This is a genomic window from Providencia hangzhouensis (assembly GCF_029193595.2).
Lineage (GTDB): Bacteria > Pseudomonadota > Gammaproteobacteria > Enterobacterales > Enterobacteriaceae > Providencia > Providencia hangzhouensis.
This window is the reverse complement of sequence record NZ_CP135052.1, coordinates 1524096-1550388: the sequence shown is the minus strand read 5'-3', so window position 1 is coordinate 1550388 and position 26293 is coordinate 1524096. Positions and strand designations below refer to the sequence as shown.

At 41.1% G+C, this 26293-nt stretch carries 21 protein-coding genes; 6 read left to right on the top strand and 15 right to left on the bottom strand.

What is annotated here, in order from left to right; genetic code table 11:
* Positions 1-16: 16 nt before the first annotated feature.
* From PZ638_RS06705 to PZ638_RS06685, 5 genes are read right to left on the bottom strand one after another with little or no spacing between them, the layout of a single operon-like run.
* Entirely contained in the window at positions 17-1156 is a 1140-nt protein-coding gene (locus PZ638_RS06705) for a Gfo/Idh/MocA family protein (protein ID WP_206277586.1), read from the bottom strand.
* 11 nt (positions 1157-1167) lie between these two features.
* A complete protein-coding gene (locus PZ638_RS06700) occupies positions 1168-2232 on the bottom strand; it encodes a sugar phosphate isomerase/epimerase family protein (RefSeq protein WP_206277585.1) in 1065 nt (354 codons plus the stop codon).
* Positions 2229-3305: a Gfo/Idh/MocA family protein gene (locus PZ638_RS06695; RefSeq protein ID WP_206277584.1), complete on the bottom strand. Its 1077-nt coding sequence runs from the start codon at positions 3303-3305 to the stop codon at positions 2229-2231. The genes PZ638_RS06700 and PZ638_RS06695 overlap by 4 nt, the downstream gene beginning before the upstream one ends.
* A gap of 1 nt (position 3306) precedes the next feature.
* Positions 3307-4557: an MFS transporter gene (locus PZ638_RS06690; protein ID WP_206277583.1), complete on the bottom strand. Its 1251-nt coding sequence runs from the start codon at positions 4555-4557 to the stop codon at positions 3307-3309.
* Positions 4558-4584: 27 nt separating this feature from the next.
* Complete coding sequence (locus PZ638_RS06685; RefSeq protein ID WP_275612094.1) at positions 4585-5502, bottom strand: GNAT family N-acetyltransferase; 918 nt, start codon at positions 5500-5502, stop codon at positions 4585-4587.
* Between the two features lie 269 nt (positions 5503-5771).
* Between PZ638_RS06685 and PZ638_RS06680 the strand changes: the two genes are divergently transcribed.
* Positions 5772-6752, top strand: coding sequence for a LacI family DNA-binding transcriptional regulator (locus PZ638_RS06680; RefSeq protein ID WP_196724436.1), 981 nt, complete (start codon positions 5772-5774; stop codon positions 6750-6752).
* Between the two features lie 234 nt (positions 6753-6986).
* Here the strand turns inward: PZ638_RS06680 and fhuB are convergent, their stop codons facing one another.
* From fhuB to galE, 10 genes are all read right to left on the bottom strand, one after another.
* The gene (fhuB, locus tag PZ638_RS06675; protein ID WP_206277582.1) at positions 6987-8957 is read right to left on the bottom strand and encodes a Fe(3+)-hydroxamate ABC transporter permease FhuB; all 1971 of its coding nucleotides are present in this window, start codon (positions 8955-8957) and stop codon (positions 6987-6989) included.
* Complete coding sequence (locus PZ638_RS06670; RefSeq protein WP_272674101.1) at positions 8947-9873, bottom strand: ABC transporter substrate-binding protein; 927 nt, start codon at positions 9871-9873, stop codon at positions 8947-8949. The genes fhuB and PZ638_RS06670 overlap by 11 nt, the downstream gene beginning before the upstream one ends.
* Positions 9864-10646 (bottom strand): ABC transporter ATP-binding protein, encoded by a 783-nt coding sequence (locus tag PZ638_RS06665; protein WP_004261670.1) that lies wholly within the window; start codon positions 10644-10646, stop codon positions 9864-9866. Before PZ638_RS06665 ends, PZ638_RS06670 begins: the two co-directional genes overlap by 10 nt.
* A gap of 48 nt (positions 10647-10694) precedes the next feature.
* Complete coding sequence (locus PZ638_RS06660) at positions 10695-12770, bottom strand: TonB-dependent siderophore receptor (RefSeq protein WP_206277581.1); 2076 nt, start codon at positions 12768-12770, stop codon at positions 10695-10697.
* Between the two features lie 288 nt (positions 12771-13058).
* The gene (locus tag PZ638_RS06655) at positions 13059-14690 is read right to left on the bottom strand and encodes a sodium/sugar symporter (RefSeq protein ID WP_036958441.1); all 1632 of its coding nucleotides are present in this window, start codon (positions 14688-14690) and stop codon (positions 13059-13061) included.
* Between the two features lie 263 nt (positions 14691-14953).
* Positions 14954-15958, bottom strand: coding sequence for a substrate-binding domain-containing protein (locus tag PZ638_RS06650; RefSeq protein ID WP_004261677.1), 1005 nt, complete (start codon positions 15956-15958; stop codon positions 14954-14956).
* A gap of 153 nt (positions 15959-16111) precedes the next feature.
* Entirely contained in the window at positions 16112-17143 is a 1032-nt protein-coding gene (galM, locus tag PZ638_RS06645; protein ID WP_166185159.1) for a galactose-1-epimerase, read from the bottom strand.
* Positions 17144-17178: 35 nt separating this feature from the next.
* Positions 17179-18333 (bottom strand): galactokinase, encoded by a 1155-nt coding sequence (galK, locus tag PZ638_RS06640; RefSeq protein ID WP_164455328.1) that lies wholly within the window; start codon positions 18331-18333, stop codon positions 17179-17181.
* A 68-nt stretch (positions 18334-18401) separates the two neighbouring features.
* Complete coding sequence (locus PZ638_RS06635; RefSeq protein ID WP_112307229.1) at positions 18402-19466, bottom strand: UDP-glucose--hexose-1-phosphate uridylyltransferase; 1065 nt, start codon at positions 19464-19466, stop codon at positions 18402-18404.
* A 12-nt stretch (positions 19467-19478) separates the two neighbouring features.
* Positions 19479-20504: a UDP-glucose 4-epimerase GalE gene (gene galE, locus PZ638_RS06630; protein WP_164564968.1), complete on the bottom strand. Its 1026-nt coding sequence runs from the start codon at positions 20502-20504 to the stop codon at positions 19479-19481.
* 494 nt (positions 20505-20998) lie between these two features.
* Between galE and PZ638_RS06625 the strand changes: the two genes are divergently transcribed.
* The 5 genes from PZ638_RS06625 (at position 20999) to PZ638_RS06605 (ending at position 26289) form a co-directional block, all read left to right on the top strand.
* On the top strand, positions 20999-21712 hold the full coding sequence (locus PZ638_RS06625) for an IclR family transcriptional regulator (RefSeq protein WP_004261689.1): 714 nt from the start codon (positions 20999-21001) through the stop codon (positions 21710-21712).
* 63 nt (positions 21713-21775) lie between these two features.
* A complete protein-coding gene (locus PZ638_RS06620) occupies positions 21776-23404 on the top strand; it encodes an OPT/YSL family transporter (RefSeq protein ID WP_144140868.1) in 1629 nt (542 codons plus the stop codon).
* A gap of 17 nt (positions 23405-23421) precedes the next feature.
* On the top strand, positions 23422-24627 hold the full coding sequence (locus PZ638_RS06615; RefSeq protein ID WP_094962097.1) for an aminotransferase class V-fold PLP-dependent enzyme: 1206 nt from the start codon (positions 23422-23424) through the stop codon (positions 24625-24627).
* Positions 24620-25345: a dipeptidase PepE gene (gene pepE / locus PZ638_RS06610; RefSeq protein ID WP_094962096.1), complete on the top strand. Its 726-nt coding sequence runs from the start codon at positions 24620-24622 to the stop codon at positions 25343-25345. Before PZ638_RS06615 ends, pepE begins: the two co-directional genes overlap by 8 nt.
* Positions 25345-26289 carry a DUF1177 domain-containing protein gene (locus PZ638_RS06605; RefSeq protein WP_094962095.1) on the top strand — a complete coding sequence of 315 codons (945 nt, stop codon included), beginning with the start codon at positions 25345-25347 and terminating at the stop codon, positions 26287-26289. The genes pepE and PZ638_RS06605 overlap by 1 nt, the downstream gene beginning before the upstream one ends.
* The last annotated feature ends 4 nt before the right edge of the window (positions 26290-26293 follow it).

Here is a 26293-nt window from a genome sequence, read left to right as displayed (position 1 = left end):
CCATCCATCACAGAGATTATGATGAGCAACGATATTGCGTAAAATCAATCCATTGACCACAGTTATCATCGCTACGTTTTGCAGCATCAATAAAAGCCATCCCCTGTAGGCCAATTTCAATACCCGGTAATAGCGGTGATGCGCCACCTCCCTCGCGTAAACGTGTTGCTGCCTCACGGTAAATCTGTGCAAAACCTTCTAAATATCCTTCGGGATGCCCGGCTGGAACCCTTGACATCGCACGGTTTTCCTCCCATTGAGACATTGATCCCCGAGACACACAGTACATGGGCGAATCAAACGGTTTTAACCATAATTGATTAGGATTTTCTTGGGAAAATGAAAGACTCCCTTGGCTGCCATATATGCGTAGTCGCAACCCATTTTCTTCACCACAAGCCACTTGGCTCGCCCATAAACGCCCTTTTGCTCCGTTGTGATAACGCATTTGCACACGCACATCGTCATCTAGCACTCTTCCAGGGATCATTGATGTGAGTTCAGCACGAATGGACTCTGGTAACATCCCTGTGACGAATGAAGCTAACTGCCACGCATGAGTACCGATATCGCCGATACAGCCCGCCCCCGCTTTTTTTGGATCGGTACGCCAATTCGCCTGCTTGTTTTCAGTTTCCTCTAATCGTGTTGCTAACCACTGCTGCAAATACTCCACTTCAATATAACGAATTTCTCCTAGTTCCCCTGCTAATATCCGGCTGCGCGCTTCACGAATTAACGGATAAGCACTGTAATTATGCGTGAGAATCAGTTGCCTACCCGTTTCTCGCACAACATCAGCAAGCTGCAAAGCTTCTGAGTATGATGTACACAATGGTTTATCACAGATAACGTCAATACCTGAGCGCAAAAATTCAACGGCAATAGGGGCATGCAGGTGATTAGGCGTGACAATCGCAACAACATCAATGCCATCATCACGTACGACTTCACTTTGCGCCATTTGCTGATAGCTGGCGTAGCATCGTTCAGGCGCAAGGTGCAGCCGTTCCCCTGTGCGTTTACCGTTTTCTTCATTCGAGGAAAATGCGCCTGCAACTAACTCAAACTCATCATCCATACGAGCCGCTAATCGATGCACTGCACCAATAAATGCACCTTCCCCGCCCCCAACCATTCCCAGCTTTAGTCTCATCGCCTTATCCTTTATTTATCACTTACGATCCCAAGTAATGCTCTGATTTGTTGAAGATTAGTATCTACCACTGCAAAATCATCAAAGGCATGATCAACCACTGGAATAATATGATTGGCGATAAAATCGGCTCCCTCTTTCGCCCCGGCATCTGGGGATTTAAGACAACACTCCCATTCCATTGTAGCGACACCGGAAAAACCGTACTGAGTTAATTTGCTGAAAATAGATACAAAATCAATCTGACCATCCCCTAATGAGCGAAAACGCCCTGCACGCTCAACCCATGATTGATAACCGCCATAGATACCGCTACGGCCATTTGGTGAATATTCCGCATCTTTGACATGAAATGCGCGAATGCGTTGATGATAGCAATCAATAAACGCAAGATAATCCATTTGCTGAAGCAATAAATGACTTGGATCGTAGAGAATATGGCAACGCGGGTGGTTATCGACAAGGCCGAGAAAACGCTCAAATGTCACGCCGTCGTGTAAGTCTTCCCCTGGATGCAACTCGTAACATACATCGACGCCACACTCGTCAAACACATTCAGAATAGGTAACCAACGCAGCGCAAGTTCAGCAAATGCTTCATCAAATAACTGTGCATTGTGAGGGGGCCAAGGGTAAAAATAAGGCCACGCCAGTGCGCCTGAGAAAGTCACGTGTGTAACTAGCCCTAGGCGCTGAGAGGCTTTTGCCGCTTTGATGAGTTGCTCCACCGCCCACTGCTGGCGCTTTTGAGGATTACCTCTGACACTCACTGGGGCAAAACCATCAAAAACAGTGTCATACGCTGGATGTACCGCAATCAATTGGCCTTGTATATGAGTAGATAACTCACTGATCTGAATACCATATTGCTGTAACATGGCAACCAACTCATCGCAATAAGTTTGGCTTGTGGCTGCCAAGTCTAAATCAAAGATACGTGGGTCGATCGTTGGCACTTGAATATATGTAAAACCTAGGCTTGATGCCCATTCAGCAAGGCTTTCTAATGAGTTAAAAGGGGCTTTCTCACCAATAAATTGTGCTAGAAAAATACCTGGACCTTGGATTGTTTTCATGACTCACTCCCTAAAATCACAGTGCGCTGTGTACGCACAGATTCATCAGCAGCAAGAACAATTCGCAAGCTATTGAGTGCGTCTTGTAAATGCTGTTCTAATGAAAATTGTTCCGTAATCGCTTGAATAAAATAACGTTGTTCACTTAGGCACAGCGCCAAATGGTCTGGCTCATCTTGGCAGTCAACCCAACGGTCAGGATGTTTAAAAGCATTGTTTTTATCAAGCTCTGCATAATGAATACGTAAAGAGTCAGTGCGTGTGTGCCCATCAACATTGTCGCTATTTCCTTCTCCATGCCGAGCCATTATCGAAACCGCACCGCGAGGGCCTATAACATCTTTGATAAAATACGCCGTTTCGCTGATCATTGGTCCCCAACCCGCCTCATACCAACCTACTGAGCCATCATCAAAACGAACCTGTAATTGACCATAGTTATACATATTGTCTGGTAATTCATCGGTCAATCTTGCGCCAATAGCGCTGACACTCACTGGCTGAGCTTGGGTCATTTGGCACATCACATCTAAATAATGAACGCCACAGTCAACTATCGGTGACAGTGATTGCATCAGGTTACGGTGTACATTCCACATCTGCCCATGGCTTTGTTGATTCAAATTCATTCTCATCACTAATGGCTTACCCAGCTCATGCGCTAGATGAATGAATTGTTGCCATGATGGGTGATGACGCAAGATATAACCCACCACCACTTGTCGATGGGCTTGTTTAGCAGCAGCAATGACGCGCTTAGCCCCTTCAACCGTAGTGGCTAACGGCTTTTCAATAAACACATGACAGCCAGCCTTGAGTGCTAACAATGCATAAGCTTCATGCGTATCAGGGTATGTCGTTAAGCAAACCGCATCTGGTTGCGTTGCTTTTAATGCCTGTTCGTAATTATCAAACGTGGCATATTCACCACCTAAATGTTCATTGAGAGCATCTTTTGAATGACCACGAGCCACCAGCCCGCATATATCAACGCCCTCCATTCGGTGGTAAGCCTCTGCATGAGAGGCTCCCATATTGCCGCAACCAACGACTAAGACGCGTAAATTTGCCATCTTATTTCTCCTCCACTGGCTTTTCTTTATAGTTGAACGTGAAGAAGAACAATGCGGCAATCAGTAACGCACCAATCGCTGGGTACCACCAAAAACTTTGCCATTGTGGCAGAGCCGCTGCGCCTTCCGTTGTGACAATGCTATTGAACAGCATTCCACTGATTTGTGAACCAATTAACATCCCCACGCCATAGGTAAACAAGACCAGCAAGCTCTGCGCCTGCCCTTTTACTTTCTCACCAGCAACTTTGTCTGTATAGATAAAACCAATAACAAAGAAGAAGTCATAACACATACCATGTAAGAAAATACCGATATAAATCATCCAGCGCAGTTCTTCAGCAATCCCTAAGGCAAACATGACATAACGTAAGCACCAAGATAGCATCCCAATCAGCAACATCACTTTGATACCAAGACGAGCAAAGAAGAATGGTATCAATAACATAAAGAACAGTTCTGACATCTGCCCTAAAGACATCACGCCACCAACGTTAGTAAACCCTGTCGCCGCAACAAATGGCGCCGCATAGGCATAGTAAGCCGCCAATGGGATAGAGATCAGCATTGCACAAATGATGAAAACTAAGAAATGACGTTGCTTGAGCATGGCAAACGCATCTGCGCATAACAAGTCGCGCATCGCTACAGGTTTACCACGCTCTGGTGCTGGCGTGTGTGGTAATGTAAAGCTGTAAATCGCTAGCACCAACGAAGCTGCTGCCGCCAAGGTGAAAATTTCTGTACTATCTGATAACCCTGTTGAACCGACAATCAGCCCCGCAACAATCCAACCAAATGTACCGAATGCACGCACAACTGGGAACGCTTTCTCACTGTTCGGTAAACTATAAAAGGCAACGTTGTTACTAAGAGCAATAGTTGGCATATAGCAAAGCATATAACCAAAGATTATCCATAACAGACCGCTATGGTCCCCCGTAAAGTAACTTGGGATCATCCATAACAAACCGGCACCGATGAGATGCAGCACGCCAAGCACTTTTTGTGATGCAAAAAAACGGTCAACCACCATCCCTAGTACAAAAGGAGATAAAATAGAGGCGATGGGCCCTGTCGAATAGGCATCACCAATAATTGCTGATAAACCATATTTCCCCATGACAACCCCTAGCGTGACATACCATGCCCCCCACACAAAAAATTGAAGGAACATCATTAACGCCAATCGCGGTACTACCCATACATGGGCAGTATTTTTACCACCTTGAGCAAGACTATTCGTACCCATAAGACCCCCAATAATTTCTATTTTTTATTAGCCACTTTCAGGTAAAAAGGACGGCATAACCACGCCGCTTGGTTTCTGCACAGCACCTTTGACTTGCGCAAGATGCAATTCACAAATTCTACCGCCCCATCGTAATAGCGCTTGGCACAGTGCGCTTCGCTCTGTGGGAACTAAAACGACTGGCATCGCACCACGATGATGTTTGTCTAGCATCCAACCGAGTAAATCCAGCGCTACCTCATCACGATAGCTGCAGCCGGGCCCTAACATCCTCGATGCGGGGTGTGCGATAGAGGCAAGATAACCTTCGATGCGCTGGTTATGTTCCCAGACTGCAATTCGCCATAACCCGCTGGTGTCATTTAAAAAATATTCAATATCCCGCTGACGACTAATACCTAATAAATCCGCTTCCAATTGTAAAATAGCCGGTAAGTCTTCGGTTCGAGCATCTCGCACAATTCCTTCGGTCAAGCGAGGGAGATTCACGCCTTGCTCTGGTACTGAAATCACCATGTCTTGGTAAATTGCATAAGGTGTAAAACCGCCGCGGCGATAAAGAGAATAAGAGTCTAAATTCAGGGCACTTGAAATTAAGCGAATGGGTAAATTTCCGGCTAATTCATCCGCTTTGGACAGTAATTTCTTTGCAATACCCTGTCCAAATGCGTCGGGATGGACATTCATAATCCCAAGGCCCAAATGTGTTTCTCGTGGGTGAAAAAAACACGAGACAAGAATATTGAGTTGTGAATCACGGGCTACCCAGTGGTAGTCAGGATCAAGTTGTTGGTATACATCAACAAATAAATAGCACTCTTCAGGCGCAGACTGAAATATTGCGCCTAAACCATGTTGTTGATACCAGACATTCGTTGAGTGATAAATCAAATACGCGACTTCACTCCGATCAGCGCATTTCGCAAGCTGTAGTTGTATATCCATTCATTACCTCTCATGTTTTAATGTTTATAAAATGAGGCTTTTCACTAAATGGCAGCTAAATCCAAAAATGAAATCGATTACATTTTTACTGAAATCGATTTCATTTATAAAATATAGCCAAATTGTTTCTTTCAGCAACTAGCTGAATGGTTCAATAATGATCTAAAAGATAAATTTGCAATCTGCATCACAAGTTGATTGTATCAATCGTACTTTTCATCGCGATGTTGCATACTGTGCATGGCAATAGACAAAAGGAAAAGTGAACAATGTCGATAGAAAAAGTGGCGAAAATTGCAGGAGTCTCTGCCGCAACGGTTTCACGGGTATTGAATGATCAACATATTGTAAAACCCGCAACTCGAGATAAAGTTCTCGCCGCCATCGCTCAGTGTAATTATCAACCTAATTTATTAGCGCGCCAGCTACGAACCTCGCGTAGTCGCATGCTATTGGTGCTGGTGTCTAATATCACTAACCCCTTTTGTTCATTGGTTGTACGTGGTATTGAAGAAGAAGCGGAACGCCACGGCTATCATATTTTGTTATGTAATTCTGAATCCAATCCAACTCGTGAATCCGCTTATCTAAGTTTACTCAGAGGTAAGGTTGTTGATGGCGTCATCACTATGGATGCTGTGAGTTGTTTACCGGGGCTTACTGATATGATTGGGGATTTTCCGTGGGTGCAGTGTGGTGAAGGGGATCCAGAATTTCGTGCTTCTTCTGTTACTATTGATAATTCACAAGCCGCTAGCGCAGGCGTTTATCATTTAGCAGCGAAAAATCGCCAACGCATTGCATTAATTAACAGTGATATGCGTTACCTCTATTCGCAACAACGGGAACAAGGGTACCGAAAAGCACTCACTGAACTTGGCTTTGAATATTGTAAAATCGAGTATGTAGAAGAATTAGATTACACCGCGGGGGCGAAGGCCATGGAAAAGTTACTGCAAAATGCGCCCAAACCCGATGCTGTATTCGCGATTTCTGATGTCATCGCAGGCGGTGCAATGAGTGTTTTGCATCAGCAGGGATTGCATATTCCGAATGATATTGCTGTGTTAGGGTTTGATGGTGTGCCCTTCGGTGAAGTAACCACACCGCCATTAAGTACCATTGTGCAGCCGATGCATCAATTTGGCATCCGTAGCGTTCAACTGCTAATCAATAAAATTAAGCACCCGCAGCTCGATGACAGCCATGAAATCCTCGAATGGCAATTAATTGAACGCGGCTCAACTTAACACACTTTTTTACTTCCATTCTGGGGCTGTGATATTGAAATAATACGGATAAGAAACGACGCTATAATTTTTCTAGTGAAGCGGTTTTGTCTCCTGTATCAACCCATATTTTGATCAATACAGAAGTCGTACCTTCGTTAACAACCTTCAATGCAACACTACCCAAAATTCATTGTTTAGTGTTAGTTAACTCGCCTTGAGTAAGGCTTTAACTAACCACATTTACACCATAAATTATGACTTGATTTTATTCATCGCCATCAGCAATAAAAAATATCCACCACCTAAAATAGCGACAAAAATTCCAGCTGCAATCTGTGTTGGATAAATAATAATTTGGCCTAGCCAATCTGCCCAAACCATTAATATACTACCGATCAACCCACTAATAATAAGTTGTTGTTTCGCCTTTTTAGCGCCAACTAAAAAAGCCATATGGGGTGCAACTAAACCAAGAAATGCAATGGGGCCAACAGTGGAAGTGACAAAGGCACACAATAATGCAACTAAGATTAATAGCAATATAGTCGCTAATTGTGAATTTAGTCCTCTTCCCTGTGCAAATGTTCGACTAATTGATAATAAAACTAGCCAACGATTTAACGTGATCGCTAATATCGTTAATACAACAACACTGATTGAAAAAATAATGGCCTGTTGCCCTTCCACACGATAAGTTGAGCCTGAAAGCCATAATAATATCCGATAGCTACTCAATGTCCCTTGAGCTAAAAAGAACTGAACAAAAGCTTCTAACGTTGCCGTTAGGCAGATCCCTGTCAAAATTAAACTTGCTGGTGCGTATTGGTGCCGTTTACCTAGGTATAACAATATTCCTAATACAATCAGGCTCCCGATTAAAGCAACCCCCCAAAATGAGGTTTGAATAGCCGTGCCTAATAGTAGGCTAAATAGAACGAGTGCCGCTGTAGCCCCTGAAGAAACCCCTAAAATATCTGGGCTGGCCAACGGGTTATAAATAATCCTTTGTAATAAAACCCCCGCAATACTCAATGCTAATCCAGCAAATGTCGCCGCTAATAAACGAGGCCATTTAATATCCCATTGAAAACTTGACGGCAGTTGCCAATAATATTGTTCACCATTCGTTTGTAAGCAAAGGGAAAATACAACTCCACTTACTAACAATAAAATAAGAATAGATACCGTGGTTTTAGAAAATATTATTTTTGTTGGTAATAACCCTATCGATAATTGATCTTGGGCTGTCATTGTTCGGCGGCTAAACCAGATCAATAAAGGAGCACCAATAGCAGCTGTCATTACACCCGTAGGAACCACAATATTAAGGTAATTTGTTAGTGCGATTGCCCCGCTGTCTGCAAGAAGCAATAAAATAGCCCCTACAACTGCACTATTTAATAACTCTTGCCTTGTACTCATATTACCCATTCGCCGTACTATATTTGGAGCTAATAAACCAATAAAACTAATAACCCCTACAGTTGAAATAGTCGCCGCCACTAACCAAGATGCTAAAACAATAAAAAGTAAAAAAATCGGTAAAACGGATAAGCCACGAGCTTTAGCCCCCTCATGGCCTAATTTCAATAATGTCAAAATACGTGGGGCGAAACAGATAATAATAATAACAGGGAACAATAAAGGTAATAAACCAACCACTTTTTGCCAACCATCTTGCGCTAAATTTCCTGCTCCCCACATAAAAATATTTTGTGCAAATTGCGAATTTAATGTAATTAATGCAGTCGCTATAGCACCAAACAAAATATTTATGACCATTCCTGAAACAACTAACGGAATGCCTGTCATATTACGAATACCTGCAATTAATATTACTAAACCAAATGCAAGTAATGCTCCCACCATCGCAGCTAGCGTTTGATATAACCCAATCTCGTTACTAAACCAAATATTGGCTACCACTAATGCTAACCAAGCACCGGATGATGAACCTAACGTTAGTGGTGAAGTAAGATTATTTTGTGTTAATTGCTGCATCAAACTGCCCAATAAACCAAAAGTTGCTCCCACTAATAATGCCATAGCAAGGCGTGGTAATTGGCCATATAAATAAAAATAATCAGCAAATGTATCGGCTGAAGCTGGATGGATAACTAAAAATAATTGCTGACTGAGTGTAACCCCAGGTTCGAGCTGAAGGTTAATCAGCGCGATCACCATTAATACAAAAAATAGTATTGAGTGCTGTTTAGTTGTCATTATGAGGAGCAACCTGTAATAAGCTTTCTGTTAATGCTTCCGCCATTAATTGCAAGGAAAAGACACCACCATAATTCCAAACGGGACGAACACTATTTATCCGCCCTTGTTTAACAAAAGGCATCGACTGCCATAATATGGAATCATTCAGTTTTTTTTCTTCTACAAATGGTTTGATGTATAACACGTACCCATCATTTATAAACTGCAATGAATTTATTCGTCTCTGCTCTATTCCCCAAGGACGTGCGGGGACTAAAATAGCGGGCTTTAATGCAAGCTGTTCAAGAACATAATTGAGTGTTGAATTCTCAGTATAAAGAAAAATAGTGCTTAAACTTGAAAACCGGATAACAGCAACACTTGGTGTCGTTGTAAAAGCACGTTCAAGTTGTGATCTTAATTCAGCAAAACGTTTATCCATTTTCACTAAATATTCATCGGCAAAAGACGTCTTCTCAAATAAGCGAGCCAACGTTTTAAAATGAGCAATGGCTACAAGCCCTGAATCATCTTGGCGTGCAAAATTTGATAAATAAACGACTGGCGCTATTTTTTCCAATAAAGGCAGTAAATCTTCTTGCGCGCTACTTGCAATAATAACATCAGGTTTCAATGCGGCAATTTGCTCTAAATTAGGCTCAGCTCGCGTACCCACCTCTTTGACCGAAGAAGGAACAGCTGGGTCAACACCCCATTGCTGGTAACTCTCTAATTCCGTGGCCCCAACAGGTGTAATTTCAAGCGTTAATAGCTGTTCCAGCAAATCCCAATCTAAAACCACAACACGCTGAGGCGGCGAATTGAACTCGACAATACCACGACTGTCCGTAACAGAATAAGCCCGTGTATAAAATGAGCATAATAATGTACTTGTTAATAAAATAAGGCCAAGCAAATTGATTCTTAAGCGCATACGATAGCAACCCTATGATGTTCTGACTCGGGAAAACTAGGGTGTGGTATTAATTTAATCGGAGTATCGTAGAGTGACGATAGCCTTGCTTCATCATGGAGAAGAACGCTTTTTCCCTCAAATTCTATTTTCCCTTTTTTTAATGCCACGATGTGTGTTGCATACCGTAAAGAAAGGTTGAGGTCATGAAGGATCACAATCACACCAATCCCATGAACTTTATTAAGCTCACTCAATAAATTCATTAACTGGTATTGATGGTGAATATCTAATGCAGAAGTCGGTTCATCCAGTATTAAAACTGGTGATTGTTGAGCAAGTAACATGGCAACCCATGCGCGCTGGCGCTCTCCACCAGACAAGTTGTCTGCTAAGTTCGCGGAAAACCCCTCAACCCCAGCTTTCTCCATCGCTTGTTGGATAATAATTTCATCGTCAGCTTGCCAGCGACCAAGTGCACCTCGCCACGGAAAACGCCCTAACCGCACAAGTTCTTTCACAGACAGCCCCGCTGAGGCTGGCAGTTTTTGTGGTAAATATGCGATTTTTTGCGCTAATTCTTTCGTTTTATATTGAGAAAGACTCGTGCCATTTAAATCAATTTGCCCGCTATCCGGTGCCATCTGCCCAGAAAGGAGATTAACCAGTGTAGATTTTCCTGAACCATTATGACCAAGAACCACTGTGAGTTCTGTTGTGGGTATATTTAACGAATCTATAGATAAAATAGAACGATGATCGCGAACGATATTAATATTTGCTAATCGAAACATAGAAAGGACTCAAGGCATGCCAACATTATTAGCATGCCTTTTTTAAAATTACCAAGTGTACTTTGTTTGTAACACAAATGAGCGCGATTGGCCGTAATAGCACCAGGTATCACAGGATGAAACATACTCTTTATTGAGGATGTTATTCATATTGAACTGGAACTGCCAATTGTTCGATAATTGATATATCGCGGCCATATCCCAGAGCGTCGCACTAGGAACAGAAAGGTTGCTGCTTGCTGGGTTATCCTTTGATTGACCATAATAGCGAATACCAGTTCCGAGTTTTAACGACTGGTTACTCACGATTGGAATTTCGTAGTCAGTCCAGACAGTCGCCATATGTTTGGGGATCATACCAGCCTGTTTACGTCCCTTACCACCTGTTTGATCTGTTTTCGCATTGGTATAAGTGTATGTCGCTTTAATATCCCAATTATCAGTAACACTTGCAAATAGTTCTGTTTCTATACCTTGTGAAGTGACTTTACCTGTTTGTGTTGCAACAGGGTGTTCAGGAGTTGTGACTAACGCATTTTTTTGTTCGATATCGAACCAAGCAATATTCCAATAACCATCCATAAAATAAGGTGTATATTTGATACCTGCTTCAAATTGCTCACCTTTAAGTGGTTTATATAGTTTTTGGGTTGTTGGGTCGATTGTCGATTGAACTTCAAAAGATTGAGAGTAATTTAAATAAGGTGAAATGCCATTGTCAGCAATATACATTAAACCCGCATTTAAACTCATCTGCCCATCATTTCTAGACTCATCTTCTGCTTTTTTATGTGCTTTATTTTCAGTTTTTACCCAATCATAACGTGCACCAACGACCCCAATCCATTTGCTATCAAGCTTTGTTTGGTATTGTGAATAAATACTAGCTTGTGTTTTATCAATAGTGCGATGAATGTTATTTGATGGGTCAAGTGGGGTATAGTGCCCATAAACTGGCTTCCACGGGTTAATTTTACCAAAAGCATAATTATCCTGTTCATCGCCTTTGGTTTGATGATATTGGAATTCAATGCCCGCAAGTAAGGTATTTTCAAACCGTTCACTATCCCATTCACCGACGATATTGTTATCAAAACTAAAACTTTGGTTTTTACCATCGCGAAAAACAATACCTTGCCGCAATTCCTGCACGGTAGGGTCTGCATTAAAGAAAGCATAAACACTTCTGAGTGTTAGGTCGTTGTAACCATAATTTACACGCTGCGCAAAACGCCACTCATCATTAAATTGATGTTCTAATAAATAACCCACTGAGAACTGAGTCCGCTTGTATTTATCGTAATCAGGCTCACCTAAATTGGTTGATGGCTTAATTTTACCGTAATTAGAGTGAATTAATGTTCCCGCCGCTGGGAAAAAAGGATTCGTGGGCGTACCATCATCGTGCAGATACGTCCCCATTAACGTAAGTACAGTCTGATCAGACAAGTCAAATGCCGCACTTGGCGCCAGATAAATACGTTTATTATCCGTGCCTTTGAGTTCCCCATCCGATTTTTTCATCGTTCCCACTAAACGGTAGCGGGCACCTGCATCGGCTGATGCTGTAGAAAGATCAAAACCTAGCGCTTGATGATCGTTATTACCCGCTTCTAAAAATATTTCATTTTTAGCATTAATAGATGGCTTTTTCGTTACTAAGTTAACAGCGCCTCCAGGAGTGGATTCGCCAAAGAGAACGGCTGATGACCCCTTCACGACTTCAATACTTTCCAATCCATAAGGTTCAAGTAGCCAAGTGTAGTAGCCATCTCGATATAACCGGCTATTATCTAAATAAGTTGCGGCATCAAAACCGCGAACTTTGAACCAATCCGTATCATTATCAGCCCCATAAGGTTGTGCAACAACCCCCGAGGTATAACGAAGTGCTTCATCAATTTTTTGCGGAGCATGTATGGTCAAATCTTGTTCCGTAATGATCGAAACAGATTTTGGCGTTTCTTGCAGCGCAGTATTCACTTTGAGTGCTTGTGCACTAACAACGAAAGAGTCTTTTTTGTCGCTATTTTGTTCATTTGCCATGGATTGGTTTTGAACAGCCAGCGCTAACAGAGTGAAAATGGCAACCTGATGTAAACGAAATAAACCTAAATTTTTCACAAAATAGTTCCAATGATAATAATAATAAGTCTCAGTATTATTCCTAAAAATAAGTCAAATTAAAATCAATTTGGCATATTTGCTTATAACAAATAGTTATTAAAAAAATAAAATTAAACACAATTAACCATACATAAGGAAGGGAGATTATTAGTCAAGAATAACGAAAATGATCTCGATGCGAATATTAGGTCATTATTTAAGTTAACAAACGCAAAAAATAAGGCGGGAATGACCTTTCCCGCCTCGTGCTATCATTTTACTTATCAGCTTGTTAGAAGTTTTGGATTACCAGAACAGCGCATATAGCACACATAAGATAACCATAATTGCGTATGATGCGATATTGAAGCCTGTCGATGTTTTAAAGGTCTCCGACGTTAGGATAATAGCCCCTTCACAGTCATCTTCTTTTGCCGTTGTCAGGCTAATTAAACCAATCACCACCGCAGTAAAGAAGAAGGTGTACATCATTTGGTCAAGGAATGGCATACCTAACGGCATTAGTTTTAAGAATAATGCAAACGGAATTGAGAGCAGCACACCGATAATCGCGCCTTTCGCATTGGTTTTCTTCCAAAATAGACCTAATAAGAATACCGCTAAGATACCTGGGCTAACTAACCCGGTATATTCCTGAATATATTGGAAAGCTTGTCCAATGTTACCCAGTAATGGGGCGATGAAGCATGCGACGATTAACGCAACAACTGCACTAATCCGCCCGACATTCACTAATTTATGGTCCGCGGTTGATGGAGCAATGTATTCTTTGTAGATATCCATGGTGAAAATAGTTGCCACTGAGTTCAACATGGAAGCTAAAGAAGAAACGATAGCCGCAGCTAATGCCGCAAACACAACCCCTTTAGCGCCTACGGGTAAGAATTGTGTTAACCATGGGTAAGCTTTGTCCGCTTGGGCCAATGTTGGCATATGTTCTTGTGCCATCGTTCCTAATCCCGCCAGTAATGCAGGGTCAGAAACTATCACAAATGCCGCAATACCCGGTACGACAACAAGGATTGGGACAATAAGTTTGAGAAATGCTGCGAAAACCAAGCCTTTTTGCGCTTCATTAATAGACTTAGCGGCTAATGCACGTTGAATAATATATTGGTTGAAGCCCCAGTAATATAAATTGGCAACCCATAAACCGCCAATTAACACTGCAATACCGGGTAAATTACTAAACTGTGGGTTGTCTTGGCTTAAAATCATTTCAAAATGCGCAGGCGCTTCACTTGCCATGCGGCTCATACCTGCGAATAACCCCGCATCACCGCCAATATAGCTCACCGCCATTATCGTGGTTAAAAAGCCGCCTAAAATTAAGAAGAAAACTTGTACAACATCCGTCCACGCAACCGCAGATAGCCCGCCATAAAGAGAGTAAATCACTGCAAATAATGCTAAGCCGAAAATAGCATAATGCATTGGAATACCTAGGATTGTTTGTAATGCTAACGACCCTAAATAGAGAACTGAAGTTAAATTAACAAAGATAAATAATGCCAACCAGAACACGGCTAAGATCGTTTTTAACGTTTTATTGAAACGTTTTTCAACAAACTCTGGAATGGTAAAGATACCTTTATCAATAAACACGGGCATAAAATATTTTGCGACAATAATCAGAGTTAGTGCAGCCATCCATTCATAGGATGCGATTGCCAAACCTATTGAGAAGCCAGAGCCCGACATACCAATAAACTGTTCTGCTGAAATATTTGCCGCAATTAGTGAAGAACCTATCGCCCACCAAGGTAATGTTTTTCCTGCCAGAAAATAGTCTTTTGTACCTTTCTTTTGCCCTTTTTTATCTCGAGAAACCCAAAGACCAACACTAATAATGATAAGCACATACAGAATGAATATTCCGTAATCTAATGTGCTTAACCCAACCCCTTCAGTTTGCATAATCAAATTCCTTCGCCAAGTGATAACAAAACAAGTGTAAACGTTACCACAAGATATCACCGTTAGATGAATCACATATTTTCACAATATCCTCTAAAGAATTAACTTAATGGACTAAATAGCAGAAATTAATGTAAATTTTCATAGGTGATAGAAGAGAAGGTACCAGGAAGTAATCTAGATTTTAATAAATTCGTGAAGTTCATCAAATATTAATGAAAACGTTTACACTTATTTTCGTAACTCTATGGGCTATAAAATACTTAGGCGTGCAAAGGCCTAACTGAATTACGTTGAACCAATGTCGGAGAGTAAATCAAACTTTCACCTGTCGTTTTTTCCCCTCTCGCTAAAGAAAGTGCTAGTTGTGTGGCTTTTTCTGCCATCATTTGGATAGGATAACGAATTGTTGTTAAGCGTGGATGGATGTAGCGGGCAATCAACACATCATCAAAACCAATAACCGAGACCTGTTCTGGTGAGTGAATTTCATTTTCATCTAATACCGCGATAGCTCCCGCGGCCATAAAATCGTTGTAACCCACGACCGCTGTGATTTCGAGTGATTTTATCAGTAAGTTAGTCATCGCTTGCTCCCCACCTTCCCCATAAGGAGCGCCATATTCAATATAACTATCAGACAGTTGAATACCATTATTTTTTAACGCATCTCGATAACCCTGTAAACGCTGTACCGCATCCTCAATTTGGTGATTTGATGAAATGTACGCAATTTTAGTATGCCCATGTCGAATAAGATGTTCTGTCGCTAAATATGCGCCCTTGTAGTTATTTAAAGAAATACAACGGGTTGCAATTTCATCAATATGGCGGTTGATCAGTACCATACTTGGGACTTCTTTTGCATATTGAAGCAGTTCAGCATCATCCAGGGCTTTAGAGTGGATAACCAAAGCATCACAGCGGTTGTTAATCAACAACTCAATCGATTGGCGCTCTTCCTTGGCATTATGGTAACCATTACAAATCAGAATATGTTTACCATTTTTATGCGCTACGGCATCAACGGCTTTGACCATAACGCCAAAAAAAGGGTCGGAAACATCGTTAACTAACACCCCAATGGTATTTGAACTTTGGTTCACAAGAGCTCGCGCAGCGGCATTGGGACGATAACCTAGCTTATTCATTGCACTCTTTACTGATGCAATAGAAGCTTGGCTTGCCTTCGGTGATTGGTTAATCACTCGAGAAACAGTTGCAACCGAAACACCGGCTTCTTTTGCCACATCTTTGATTGTCGCCATTGTGCACCTCTACAATTAGGATGGCTTATTAAACAATGAGCTAGAATTAAAAACAATGGCATAACGCATATTAAAATTATTTAAAGTAAAATAATGGGTTTATCGTGCAAAAAAGAAAACACCGCTTAGATGCGGTGTTAATCATATATAGATTTAGAAAATAAATTGATAGCAGGTTTCACTACAATAAATTTGATTAGGCTGTGAAATCGGGCTGTATCGTTCTCCCCATTCAGGGTGATTAACAGCATCAGGTGGAAACTGTGTTTCAAATGCAACCCCAGAAAAAGGCGTATAAGATTTTGTTTTACCCGCAACTGAAATTAAATAATTCCCTGTATACAACTGCATAGAGGGCATCGTTGTAGAAATATTCATCTTTACGTCTCCCTCAGGAGCACTCAACGATGCCACCGTTTGCCGCCCATCAATACGGGCTGTATCTAGCATAAAAGTGTGGTCATATCCCCCAGCAGAAATTTGGTCGTGATCTTGTAGAAAGTCACGGCCAATGAGTTTGCTTTGGCGAAAATCAAAATAACTACCAGTGACATTACGCCACTCTCCGCTAGGGATCCCTGCTTTATCTGTGGGTAAATAACAGTCACTGTAAATCGTAAGAGCATGATCTAGCGCTGTCTTTTCACTACCTTCACCCGCCAAATTAAAATAAGTATGGTTGGTTAGGTTTACAGGACAGGCCTTTGTAGCTTGGTGCTTATAACGGATAATCACTTGATTTTCATCCGTTAATTCATAACTTACCTCAACTTTCAATTCCCCGGGAAAACCTTGGTCACCATCGGGTGAAATGAGTGAAAAAATAGCCTGTTGGGTACTAGGTTGTGATATGGCCCAAATCCGATAACTAAAATTGTCCTGCCCACCATGTAAACAATGCGGCTCTTGATTGGCTGACACTGAATAATTTTCACCATGAATAGAAAAACGTGCATTCGCTATACGGTTAGCTACGCGCCCGACTGTCGCGCCCAAATACACGTCTTGTTCCTTTTGTTTATCCATATTTGGTGAACCTAGAACAACATCTCGTCTCCCATGTATTAGCGGCAAAATACAACTTACCCAGCTTGCCCCTAAACTTGTCAGGACAATTTTCATGTCATTTTTATTGGTTAACTCTACGACTTTGGGCGTCTGATTTTTTTCTTGATTAAACAGCATGTTATATCAACTTTTTTCAATTTATTAATTTGGTTTTAACTTACCACACTCGCACCTGAGCTTGGCTGGCAAACATAAATATCGGCTTGTAGGCCTGTCATTTTCTGGTATTGCGCTTCTACCGCGTCAATCACCGGTTGAACACATTGCTGCTGCATCAATGCAACCACACAGCCACCAAAGCCTCCTCCTGTCATTCGTACCCCGCCCTGAACACCTAAAACGGACTTAACGATATCCACTAAGGTATCAATTTCTTTGACGGTGATTTCGAAATCATCACGCATAGAAATATGGGATTGCGCCATTAACTCACTTAACTGCAATAAATCATTTTGTGTTAATGCTTTTGCTGCCGCTAAAGTACGTTCGTTTTCACTGATCACGTGTTTGGCTCGCTTAGCAACGATAGGCGATAATAGATGTTGCTTCTGTAAAAACTCATCAAATGTGATGTCACGTAATGCTTTCACCCCAAACAAATTAGCGGCTTCTTCACATTGTTGGCGGCGTGTATTGTATTCACTTCCAACCAAACCCCGTTGCTTATTTGAATTGATTATCATCACAACCAGATCATCAGGTATGGAAATAGGAAATAGCGCCAAACTGCGGCAATCAATCAATAGAGCATGGCCTTCATCACCACACGCTGAAATCAGTTGGTCCATAATACCGCAGTTACAACCAACAAATTGGTTCTCAGCTTGTTGGCCATTAAGCGCGATATCTTGCTGGCTAATATCTAATTGATACAAAGCCTTAAGTGTTTGTCCAATCACAACTTCGAGTGAGGCTGAAGAACTTAACCCCGCGCCTTGCGGCACATTACCACTGACTGCAATATCGCAACCATTGAATAAAAGCCCTCTTTGTAAGAGAAACTTCACGACACCGCGAATATAGTTTGCCCACATTTTTTCAGGCAAAAATGTAATATCGCTATCCAAACTGAATTCGTCACATTCATTATGGTAGTCAGCCGCAACGACTCGGATAATACGATCATCACGTTTAGCCGCCGCGGTCATCGTTTGGTAATCAATCGCACAAGGCAAAACAAAGCCATCATTATAATCCGTATGTTCACCGATAATATTTACTCGCCCCGGCGCTTGAACATAAATTTCAGGTTGATAACCAAAGGTTTTTTCAAACGACGAGGCGACAGTTTGCTTTAACGTTTCCATTTTTAATTATCCTTAATGCGTAATTTGGTTAACCCAGCAAACAGCTAAGTTAATTATAATTTGATGAATTATTTAGTAGTTTGACTTTGTTTATAATGGCAGTCACTCACATCACGTAAACGTTGTGCGGCCTGTTCTGGTGTCAGGTCTCGCTGAGTTTCAGCTAACATTTCATACCCCACCATGAATTTTTTTACCGTCGCTGAGCGCAGTAATGGCGGATAAAATAAGGCATGTAGTTGCCAATGCTCGATACTTTGGCTTTCATTAATAAAAGGTGCAAAGTGCCATCCCATAGAATATGGGAAAGAGCAATGAAATAGATTATCGTAACGGCTTGTGAGTTTTTTTAGCGCAACAGCAAGGTCTGCGCGAATGGCTTCATTCATTTCATCCATACGGCGAATATGCTGTTTTGGCAATAACAGGGTTTCAAATGGCCAAGCTGCCCAATAAGGAACAAGTGCAATCCATTCTTCAGTTTCAACAACAATTCGTGAGCCATCTTGTTGCTCAGCTTTAATATAGTCAATTAATAAGTTGCTGCCATGACGTTGATAATATTGCGTGAGAAAATGGTCCTTACGTGCAATTTCATTCGGTAAAAAATCACTTGCCCAAATTTGTCCATGAGGATGCGGTTGAGAACACCCCATTATTTCCCCTTTATTTTCAAAAACCTGAACCCAAGCATAACGTTCACTTAACTCAGCAACTTGTTGCTGCCATGTTTCGATAACACCTTCAATTTCAGGTACAGACAGCTCTGGCAGTGTTTTACTGTGATCAGGCGAAAAGCAAATCACTCGACTAACCCCACTCACCGATTGTGATTGAAACAATTCAGATTGATTATCAGGTTGGGCGCAGGGTTGCGCTAATAACGCACCATGGTCATTTTGGAATACATAAGTCCCTTGGTAGTTAGGATTCACTTCCCCGGAAACCCGTGTATTGCCAGGGCACAAGAAGCAATGCTCATCATATTGAGGTAAATTTTCTATTGATGGTTTTTCATCTTTGCCGCTCCACGGGCGTTTTGCTCGATGAGGGGACACTAACACCCACTGGCCTGTTAATGGGTTATAGCGACGATGAGGGCAATCCGAAGGGTTAAAAGGCAAAATATTCATCTCATGCATCTCCTAAACTTCATAACCATTGGGATTATTTGATTGCCAACGCCAACTGTCAGTCGCCATATCCTCAAGAGTTCGCTCCGCTTGCCATCCTAGTTCATGGTGCGCTTTTTCTGGTGTTGACCAGTATTCCGCAATATCCCCAGCACGACGTGGTTCAATCACATAAGGAATGGCTTTTCCAACTGCTTTTTCAAATGCATGTAACATTTGCAAAACACTGGTGCCGTTCCCCGTACCCAAATTGTAGCAATGTAACCCTGCTTGATTACCAACCTTTTGTAGAGCAGCAACATGGCCATCAGCTAAATCCATGACATGAATATAATCCCGAACCCCCGTCCCATCCACCGTAGGGTAATCGTTTCCATAAATCACCAATTTTTCTCTTTTCCCTACTGCAACTTGGGTAATATAAGGTGTTAAATTATTTGGGATCCCTTGTGGGTCTTCTCCCATCAAACCCGATGGATGAGCACCTACAGGGTTGAAATAACGTAATAATGTTAATGACCATGACGGGTCTGAGTGAAATAAATCAGATAAACAACGCTCAACCATATACTTGCTGGTGCCATAAGGGCTTTGCGTATTACCCGTTGGGAACTCTTCGGTGATAGGTAAACGACTGGGCTCGCCATATACTGTTGCTGACGAACTAAAAATCAAACTTTTCACGTTCGCTTCCTGCATACAGCGCATTAATACCAATGTCCCATTGAAATTAACATCATAGTATTTAAGGGGGTTTTCTACTGATTCACCAACCGCTTTTAGCCCTGCAAAATGAATAACTGAATGAAATTGATGAGAAGAAAAAATGTGGGCTAGCTGTTGCTCATTTCGAACATCACACTGATAAAATACTGGGCGCACACCGGTTAATCTTTCAATACGATTAAGCACTTCTAGCTTTGCATTACACAAATTATCAATAATAACTGGTGATAGCCCAGCCTTTATCAATTGAACACAAGTATGACTACCGATATACCCGAGCCCGCCTGTAACGAGAATTTCAACCTGTTGCATCTCTCTTCCCCCAATACTGCTTAAATTGCATTCTGTCTTCCAACTTGTCATTGCTACGGAGTATAACAACGAGTTTAGATAAGATTCTGTGATCAAACTCGACTTAGTGTAAACGTTTACACAAAATTATAAAATAATCTATTTCTCACATAAATAAATCGCATCAGGAAAAGATCATTCAAGGTAAACAAATTCTCCTGTTTTCACCAATAACTCATTTATCCATTTGCGTCTTTTTGATTGTTTCGCTAGTAGGAACAGCTAAAGAATAAAAAAAATAGATTAATTTCAAATAGTTATAGGGAAAGCAAGAAAAAAAAGATAAATGATAAGAACTGTTTTAGTGACCTACTTAACACAGATGCAACAAACCATTTACTTTGCATATTGTTTCATCTAAATATGTTTGTATTACCAAACGGCACACTGTTCCCGTATAAGGAACAAAAATATAACAATAGTGCTAATTCAATTAATTATAAACAGGGGAAGCTATGAATAACCGACTACAATCTGCTGGTTTCGTATTAACCTTGTTAGATTACTTTTCAATCAACAAGCCCATATGGGGAGTACGTGAGTTAGCTCGTCATCTTGATAAGAGCCCTTCCGTCGTACAGCGGGGTTTTAATATTCTAGAAGAGCAAGGTTTCTTACAAAAAAATAAAAATAAAGAATATTTATTAGGCTTGCGGTGTATTGAAATCGGTCATTTAGCCAATAACACACGCCAGTTTTCACAATTAGCGAGTGACTACTTACGCCCTCTCGCTGATAAAACACATGAAACCATATTTATTTATCGCCGTTACAATGATATCGCTATTTGTAATTTCATTTTAGAAAGTGACCATCTTATCCGCTTTACATCTAAAGAAGGAGAAGCGTTGAGCTTGCATGAAGCCCCATTTACACAAATCATTTTAAGCTCAATGGATATTTCATATATTGATGAATATCTTTCTAAACATAATTTGCAAAATAACACCTTATTAAAAAAGCAATTAAGTCTCTATGCTGAAGAAGGATATGCATATTCAAAAGAAGCTTATTTAGCAGGAACACAAGGGTTATCCGTTCCTATATTTTCTTTTGAAAAAGGGGTATTAGGCTCGTTATGCATTGCAGCATCAAGCCAAAGTAAAAATTTAACCGAGTATTATCCATTATTAAAATCCACAGCCAGTAAATTATCTACCATATTTTAAATCCATGGTGAAATAATAAGATAAAAAGCAGTTATTAATTATTAAAATAAAATAGGTAACTCTATGAATATATCTCATGATAAAAATGATACTGAGGTACGTGTATCTATTTTTTCTCCAGCACTACTCATCGCAATAATTATATTATCTTTTGTTGGTGCTATTATTGGTATTCAGATTATTGTCACACTAGGTATCTCCGCAAACACATCAATTATCGGTGCTGTTCTCGCCATTTTATTATCTCGTGTCCCACTTTCTATATTCGCATCATTTAAATTTATCGATGCGCAAAATTTAATTCAAACTAGCATCTCTGCAGCAACCTTTGCTGCAGCAAATGGTTTAATAGTAGCCATTGGTGTGCCTTGGGTATTGGGTATGCCTGAATTAATTTATCCGATGATGGCTGGAGCTTTCGTTGCGATTATCATTGATGGCACGATTTTATATGGCTTGTTTAATACCCGCGCCTATCCTGCCAGTGCATCTTGGCCTGCCGGTGTTGCCACCGCAGAAACTTTGTGGGCAGGAAATAAAGGTGGAAAGCGGCTTGGCGCATTGCTGACAGGCTTTGCTGCTGGAGCCATCGGTGCAGGTTTTGGTATCCCAATGGCATCCGCAGGGATCGCGTTGATTGGCAGTATTTTCGCGTTATTCATGTTTGCTGTTGGACTTCTCATTCGCGGTTTTTCTGAGTCAGGGCTAATTACTTATAATTTATATGAAAACTATGTCCCACACGGTGTGATGATTGGTGCAGGTATCGTCGCATTAATCCAAATCGGAACCATTGTATTTCGCAACAAGAAAGATAGTCAGCAACAAAGCGAAGATAGTGATGAATTACGCCAAAGTAGCAAACGTATCAAGTCAACCTTAATCAAAGGGGCAACGTTCTACTTTTTAACCGCATTAGCACTCACATTTATTAGCCAAATATTTGTCACTATGACATTGCCACAACTTATTGGATTCCTCATTTTTGCGACCTTAGCCGCTTTAATCCAAGAGATGATTGTAGGTATGGCTGCGATGCATTCTGGCTGGTTTCCTGCAACTGCAGCAGCTCTTATCTCATTGATGATTGGTATTTTACTGGGGTTTCCCCCCGAAGCATTGGCCGTTTTAGTTGGGTTTTGTGCCGCGACAGGCCCTGCTTTTGCCGATATGGGTTTTGACCTAAAAACGGGGTTTATGATCCGCGGTTATGGTAAAAACCAATCTGCAGAACATTATGGGAGAAAACAACAATATTTTGCCGCTATTATCGGTTTTTGCTGCGCCTTGGTGGTTGTTGCACTTACCTACGATTTTTATTTCGAACAAGACAAAATCGTTCCTGCATCAAGGCTTTATGCCGCTACGATCCAAGCAGGAAGCTCCTCAAATGTGGCAATGATGTTGTTATTGTGGGCCATACCGGGTGCCATCATTCAGTTAATTGGCGGTGCTAAAAACCAGATTGGCGTACTCTTCTCAACTGGCTTGATGATTAACTACCCTATTGCAGGTTGGACGGTTCTTACTGCACTCGCGGTTCGAATTATCATTGAGCGTTTCTTCAATATCAGTTCCGATAAAATTTCAACTTTCGCTGGTGGGCTTATTGCTGGCGATGCTCTTTACTCCACGGCTAAAGCATTCCTGCCAACCCTCAAAGCGAAACTGCTTTCCTTCTGGGCTAAATAACTTTATAGGGAATAATAATGACGAATATCTGGTCGCAAGTGCAAAAAGACACTCTAGTTTCACAACATTACGCTTATTTTGATACGGGAGCCGCTGCGCCACCGCCAAAACCGGTAATAGACGCAGTAAAGCGCTATCTTGATAAAACCGCAGAGCAAGGGACTTATTTACCGAGCTTCCGCAAGCAAACCTATGAGCAAGTTGAAATTTGTCGACAAAAATTGGCCGCATTTATCGGTGCAAAGCCCAGTGAAATTGCATTTACCAAAAATGGCACAGAATCTATCAGCTTGATTGCTAGAGGTATTTCTTGGCAAGCTGGCGATGAAGTGATAATTCCGGATACTGAGATGCTCAGCAATATTGCAATTTGGCAACTGTTAGCGCATGAAAAAGGAATAAAAATTATTAAGGTGAGTGCGGATAGCTATGGTGTCCTTTCACCTGAATCTATCGAGCAAGCGATAACCTCTAAGACAAAGCTCATCAGTTTCGTTGCGCTATCTAACATAACTGGGGTAATTCAACCTGTGCAGGCTATTTGTGAGATAGCCAGAAAGCATGGTGTACTTAGCCATATTAGTGCTTCACAAGCCATTGGAATGTATAACGTTAATGTTCAAAAATGGCAATGTGACTTTATGTCATCATGTGGCCGAAAAGGGTTAAGAGCGATAGAAGGCAGTGGCATTCTGTTTGTTCGTGAATCATTGGTACCATCATTAACCCCCATACTGGTCGGTTGGTGGAATAGCTCAATTGACCCACAAACAGGAGACGTTATTCTGCCTCAAACAGCAAAACGCTTTGAAGCGGGCTGCCCAAATGTTCCGGCCATTATTAGTTTAGATTCGGCTTTAGACTATGCTGTAAATATCGGTATTGAACAAATTGAGAATCGCAACCAAACACTCACTCAATATGCGATGCAGCAATTATCTCAACTTTCTGGCGTCGAAATTTATGGCCCTAATAATAGCCACCAGCGAATAGGAATAATTCCATTTAATATTAACGGAATCCCCTCTGATGTATTAATGCAAAAATTAGAAGCTAAAAATATCATTATTGAATCAGGTCACTTTATGGCAACCGCTATTTTAAAGTTCTATCAAATAGAAAAAATGGCCCGCTTATCAATTCATTATTTTAATAGTGAAAAAGAAATCGATTTATTAATTAATTCAATAAAAAAAATCAAAAAGGAATATAGCAATGACTAATGCGTTATTAATGAGTAGTTCACGTATGGGGAATATGAATTATTTACAACATGCGGGCGAACAAATCCATCGTTTATTACAACATAAAAAACAAAATATTCTATTTATTCCTTATGCCGCAGTTACATTCAGTTTTGATGATTTTGAAGCAATTGTAAAACCGGTATTTAATGCTTTAGGTTATGAATTAACATCAATTCATCACTTTAGCGACCCTGTTGCGGCAGTTAAACAAGCACAAGCGATTGCTATTGGCGGCGGAAATACCTTTGCCTTATTAAAACGCCTATATGATGCCAACATAGTGGAGCTGATTCCACAACGAGTTAAATATGAAAGCATTCCCTATATGGGATGGAGTGCAGGCAGTAATGTTGCAACACCGAGTATTCGCACCACCAATGATATGCCAATTGTCCAACCCCCTACATTTAGTGCGCTGAATATTTGCCCATTTCAAATTAACCCGCATTTTATTTCTGGTAAACCAATTGGCCATAATGGGGAAAGTCGTGAAGAGAGATTAAATGAGTTTTTAACGATTAACCCCATGGAAGAATTGATCGCACTATATGAAGGAACTGCATTATTTATTGAAAACGACCATGGCACCATTTTAGGTGAGCAAAATGCCCTATGGTTACGAGGACCTAATAAGATTGAAGAAATTGCTACCAACAAGCCATTCAAATTAAATATTATTAAAGGAGTGCAATAATGTCTTTGAATTATCTAAGCCAAGTTTATGACTTATTAGACACCCCTGATGTTGATGGCGAAAAAATGGCAGCGCTACTTCATTCTGTTGGCTCAAATGATGCCATCATCACTGTTACTTCTATTCCTTATGAATCCCCAGAGGATACAAGTCAGTTATGCCATTTTATAAAAGTATTAATCCCAGGCTCTGAGGGCAAACACCGTGGAGGCACTTACCCGACTTTAGGCATTATCGGTCGTTTAGGTGCACAACAGGCACAACCAAATCGTATTGGAATAGTTTCTGATGCTGATGGGTCAATTGTCGCTTTTGCCAGCGCGATGAAGTTGTTGGATATGGCGGCAAAGGGACAGAGCCTCAAAGGGGACGTAATAATTAGCTCTCATATCGCCACGCATGTTTCGATTACTCCTCATGACCCTGTCGATTTTATGGGGATGCCAGTTTCATCTAATACCATGAACCAATATGAAGTCGATAAACAGATGGATGCTATTTTATCCATCGATACATCAAAGGGAAACAGCATCATTAAGCACCGAGGGATTGCGATTTCTCCCACGGCTATGCAAGGCTATATTTTACGCGTCGCACCTGATTTAGTTCGCTTACTGGAGTATGCAACAGGAGATGTGGCAAAGACGTTTCCTATCACCACACAAGATATTTCTCCTTATGATAACGGTGTTTATCACTTTAATTCTATAATGCAACCGCATATTGCAACACAGGCACCTGTTGTTGGCCTTGCCATTACGGCTAAATCGATTGTCCCCGGTAGTGAAACAGGTGCAAGTTATGAAAGTGAGTTAATCGATGCCACACGCTTTACCGTGGAAGTCGCTAAGCAATTTTGTTGGGATAAAATTCGATTTTATCAGCAAGATGAATATGAAACACTTTATAATTTATACGGTTCATTAGCACAGATTCAGGGGTAACCTT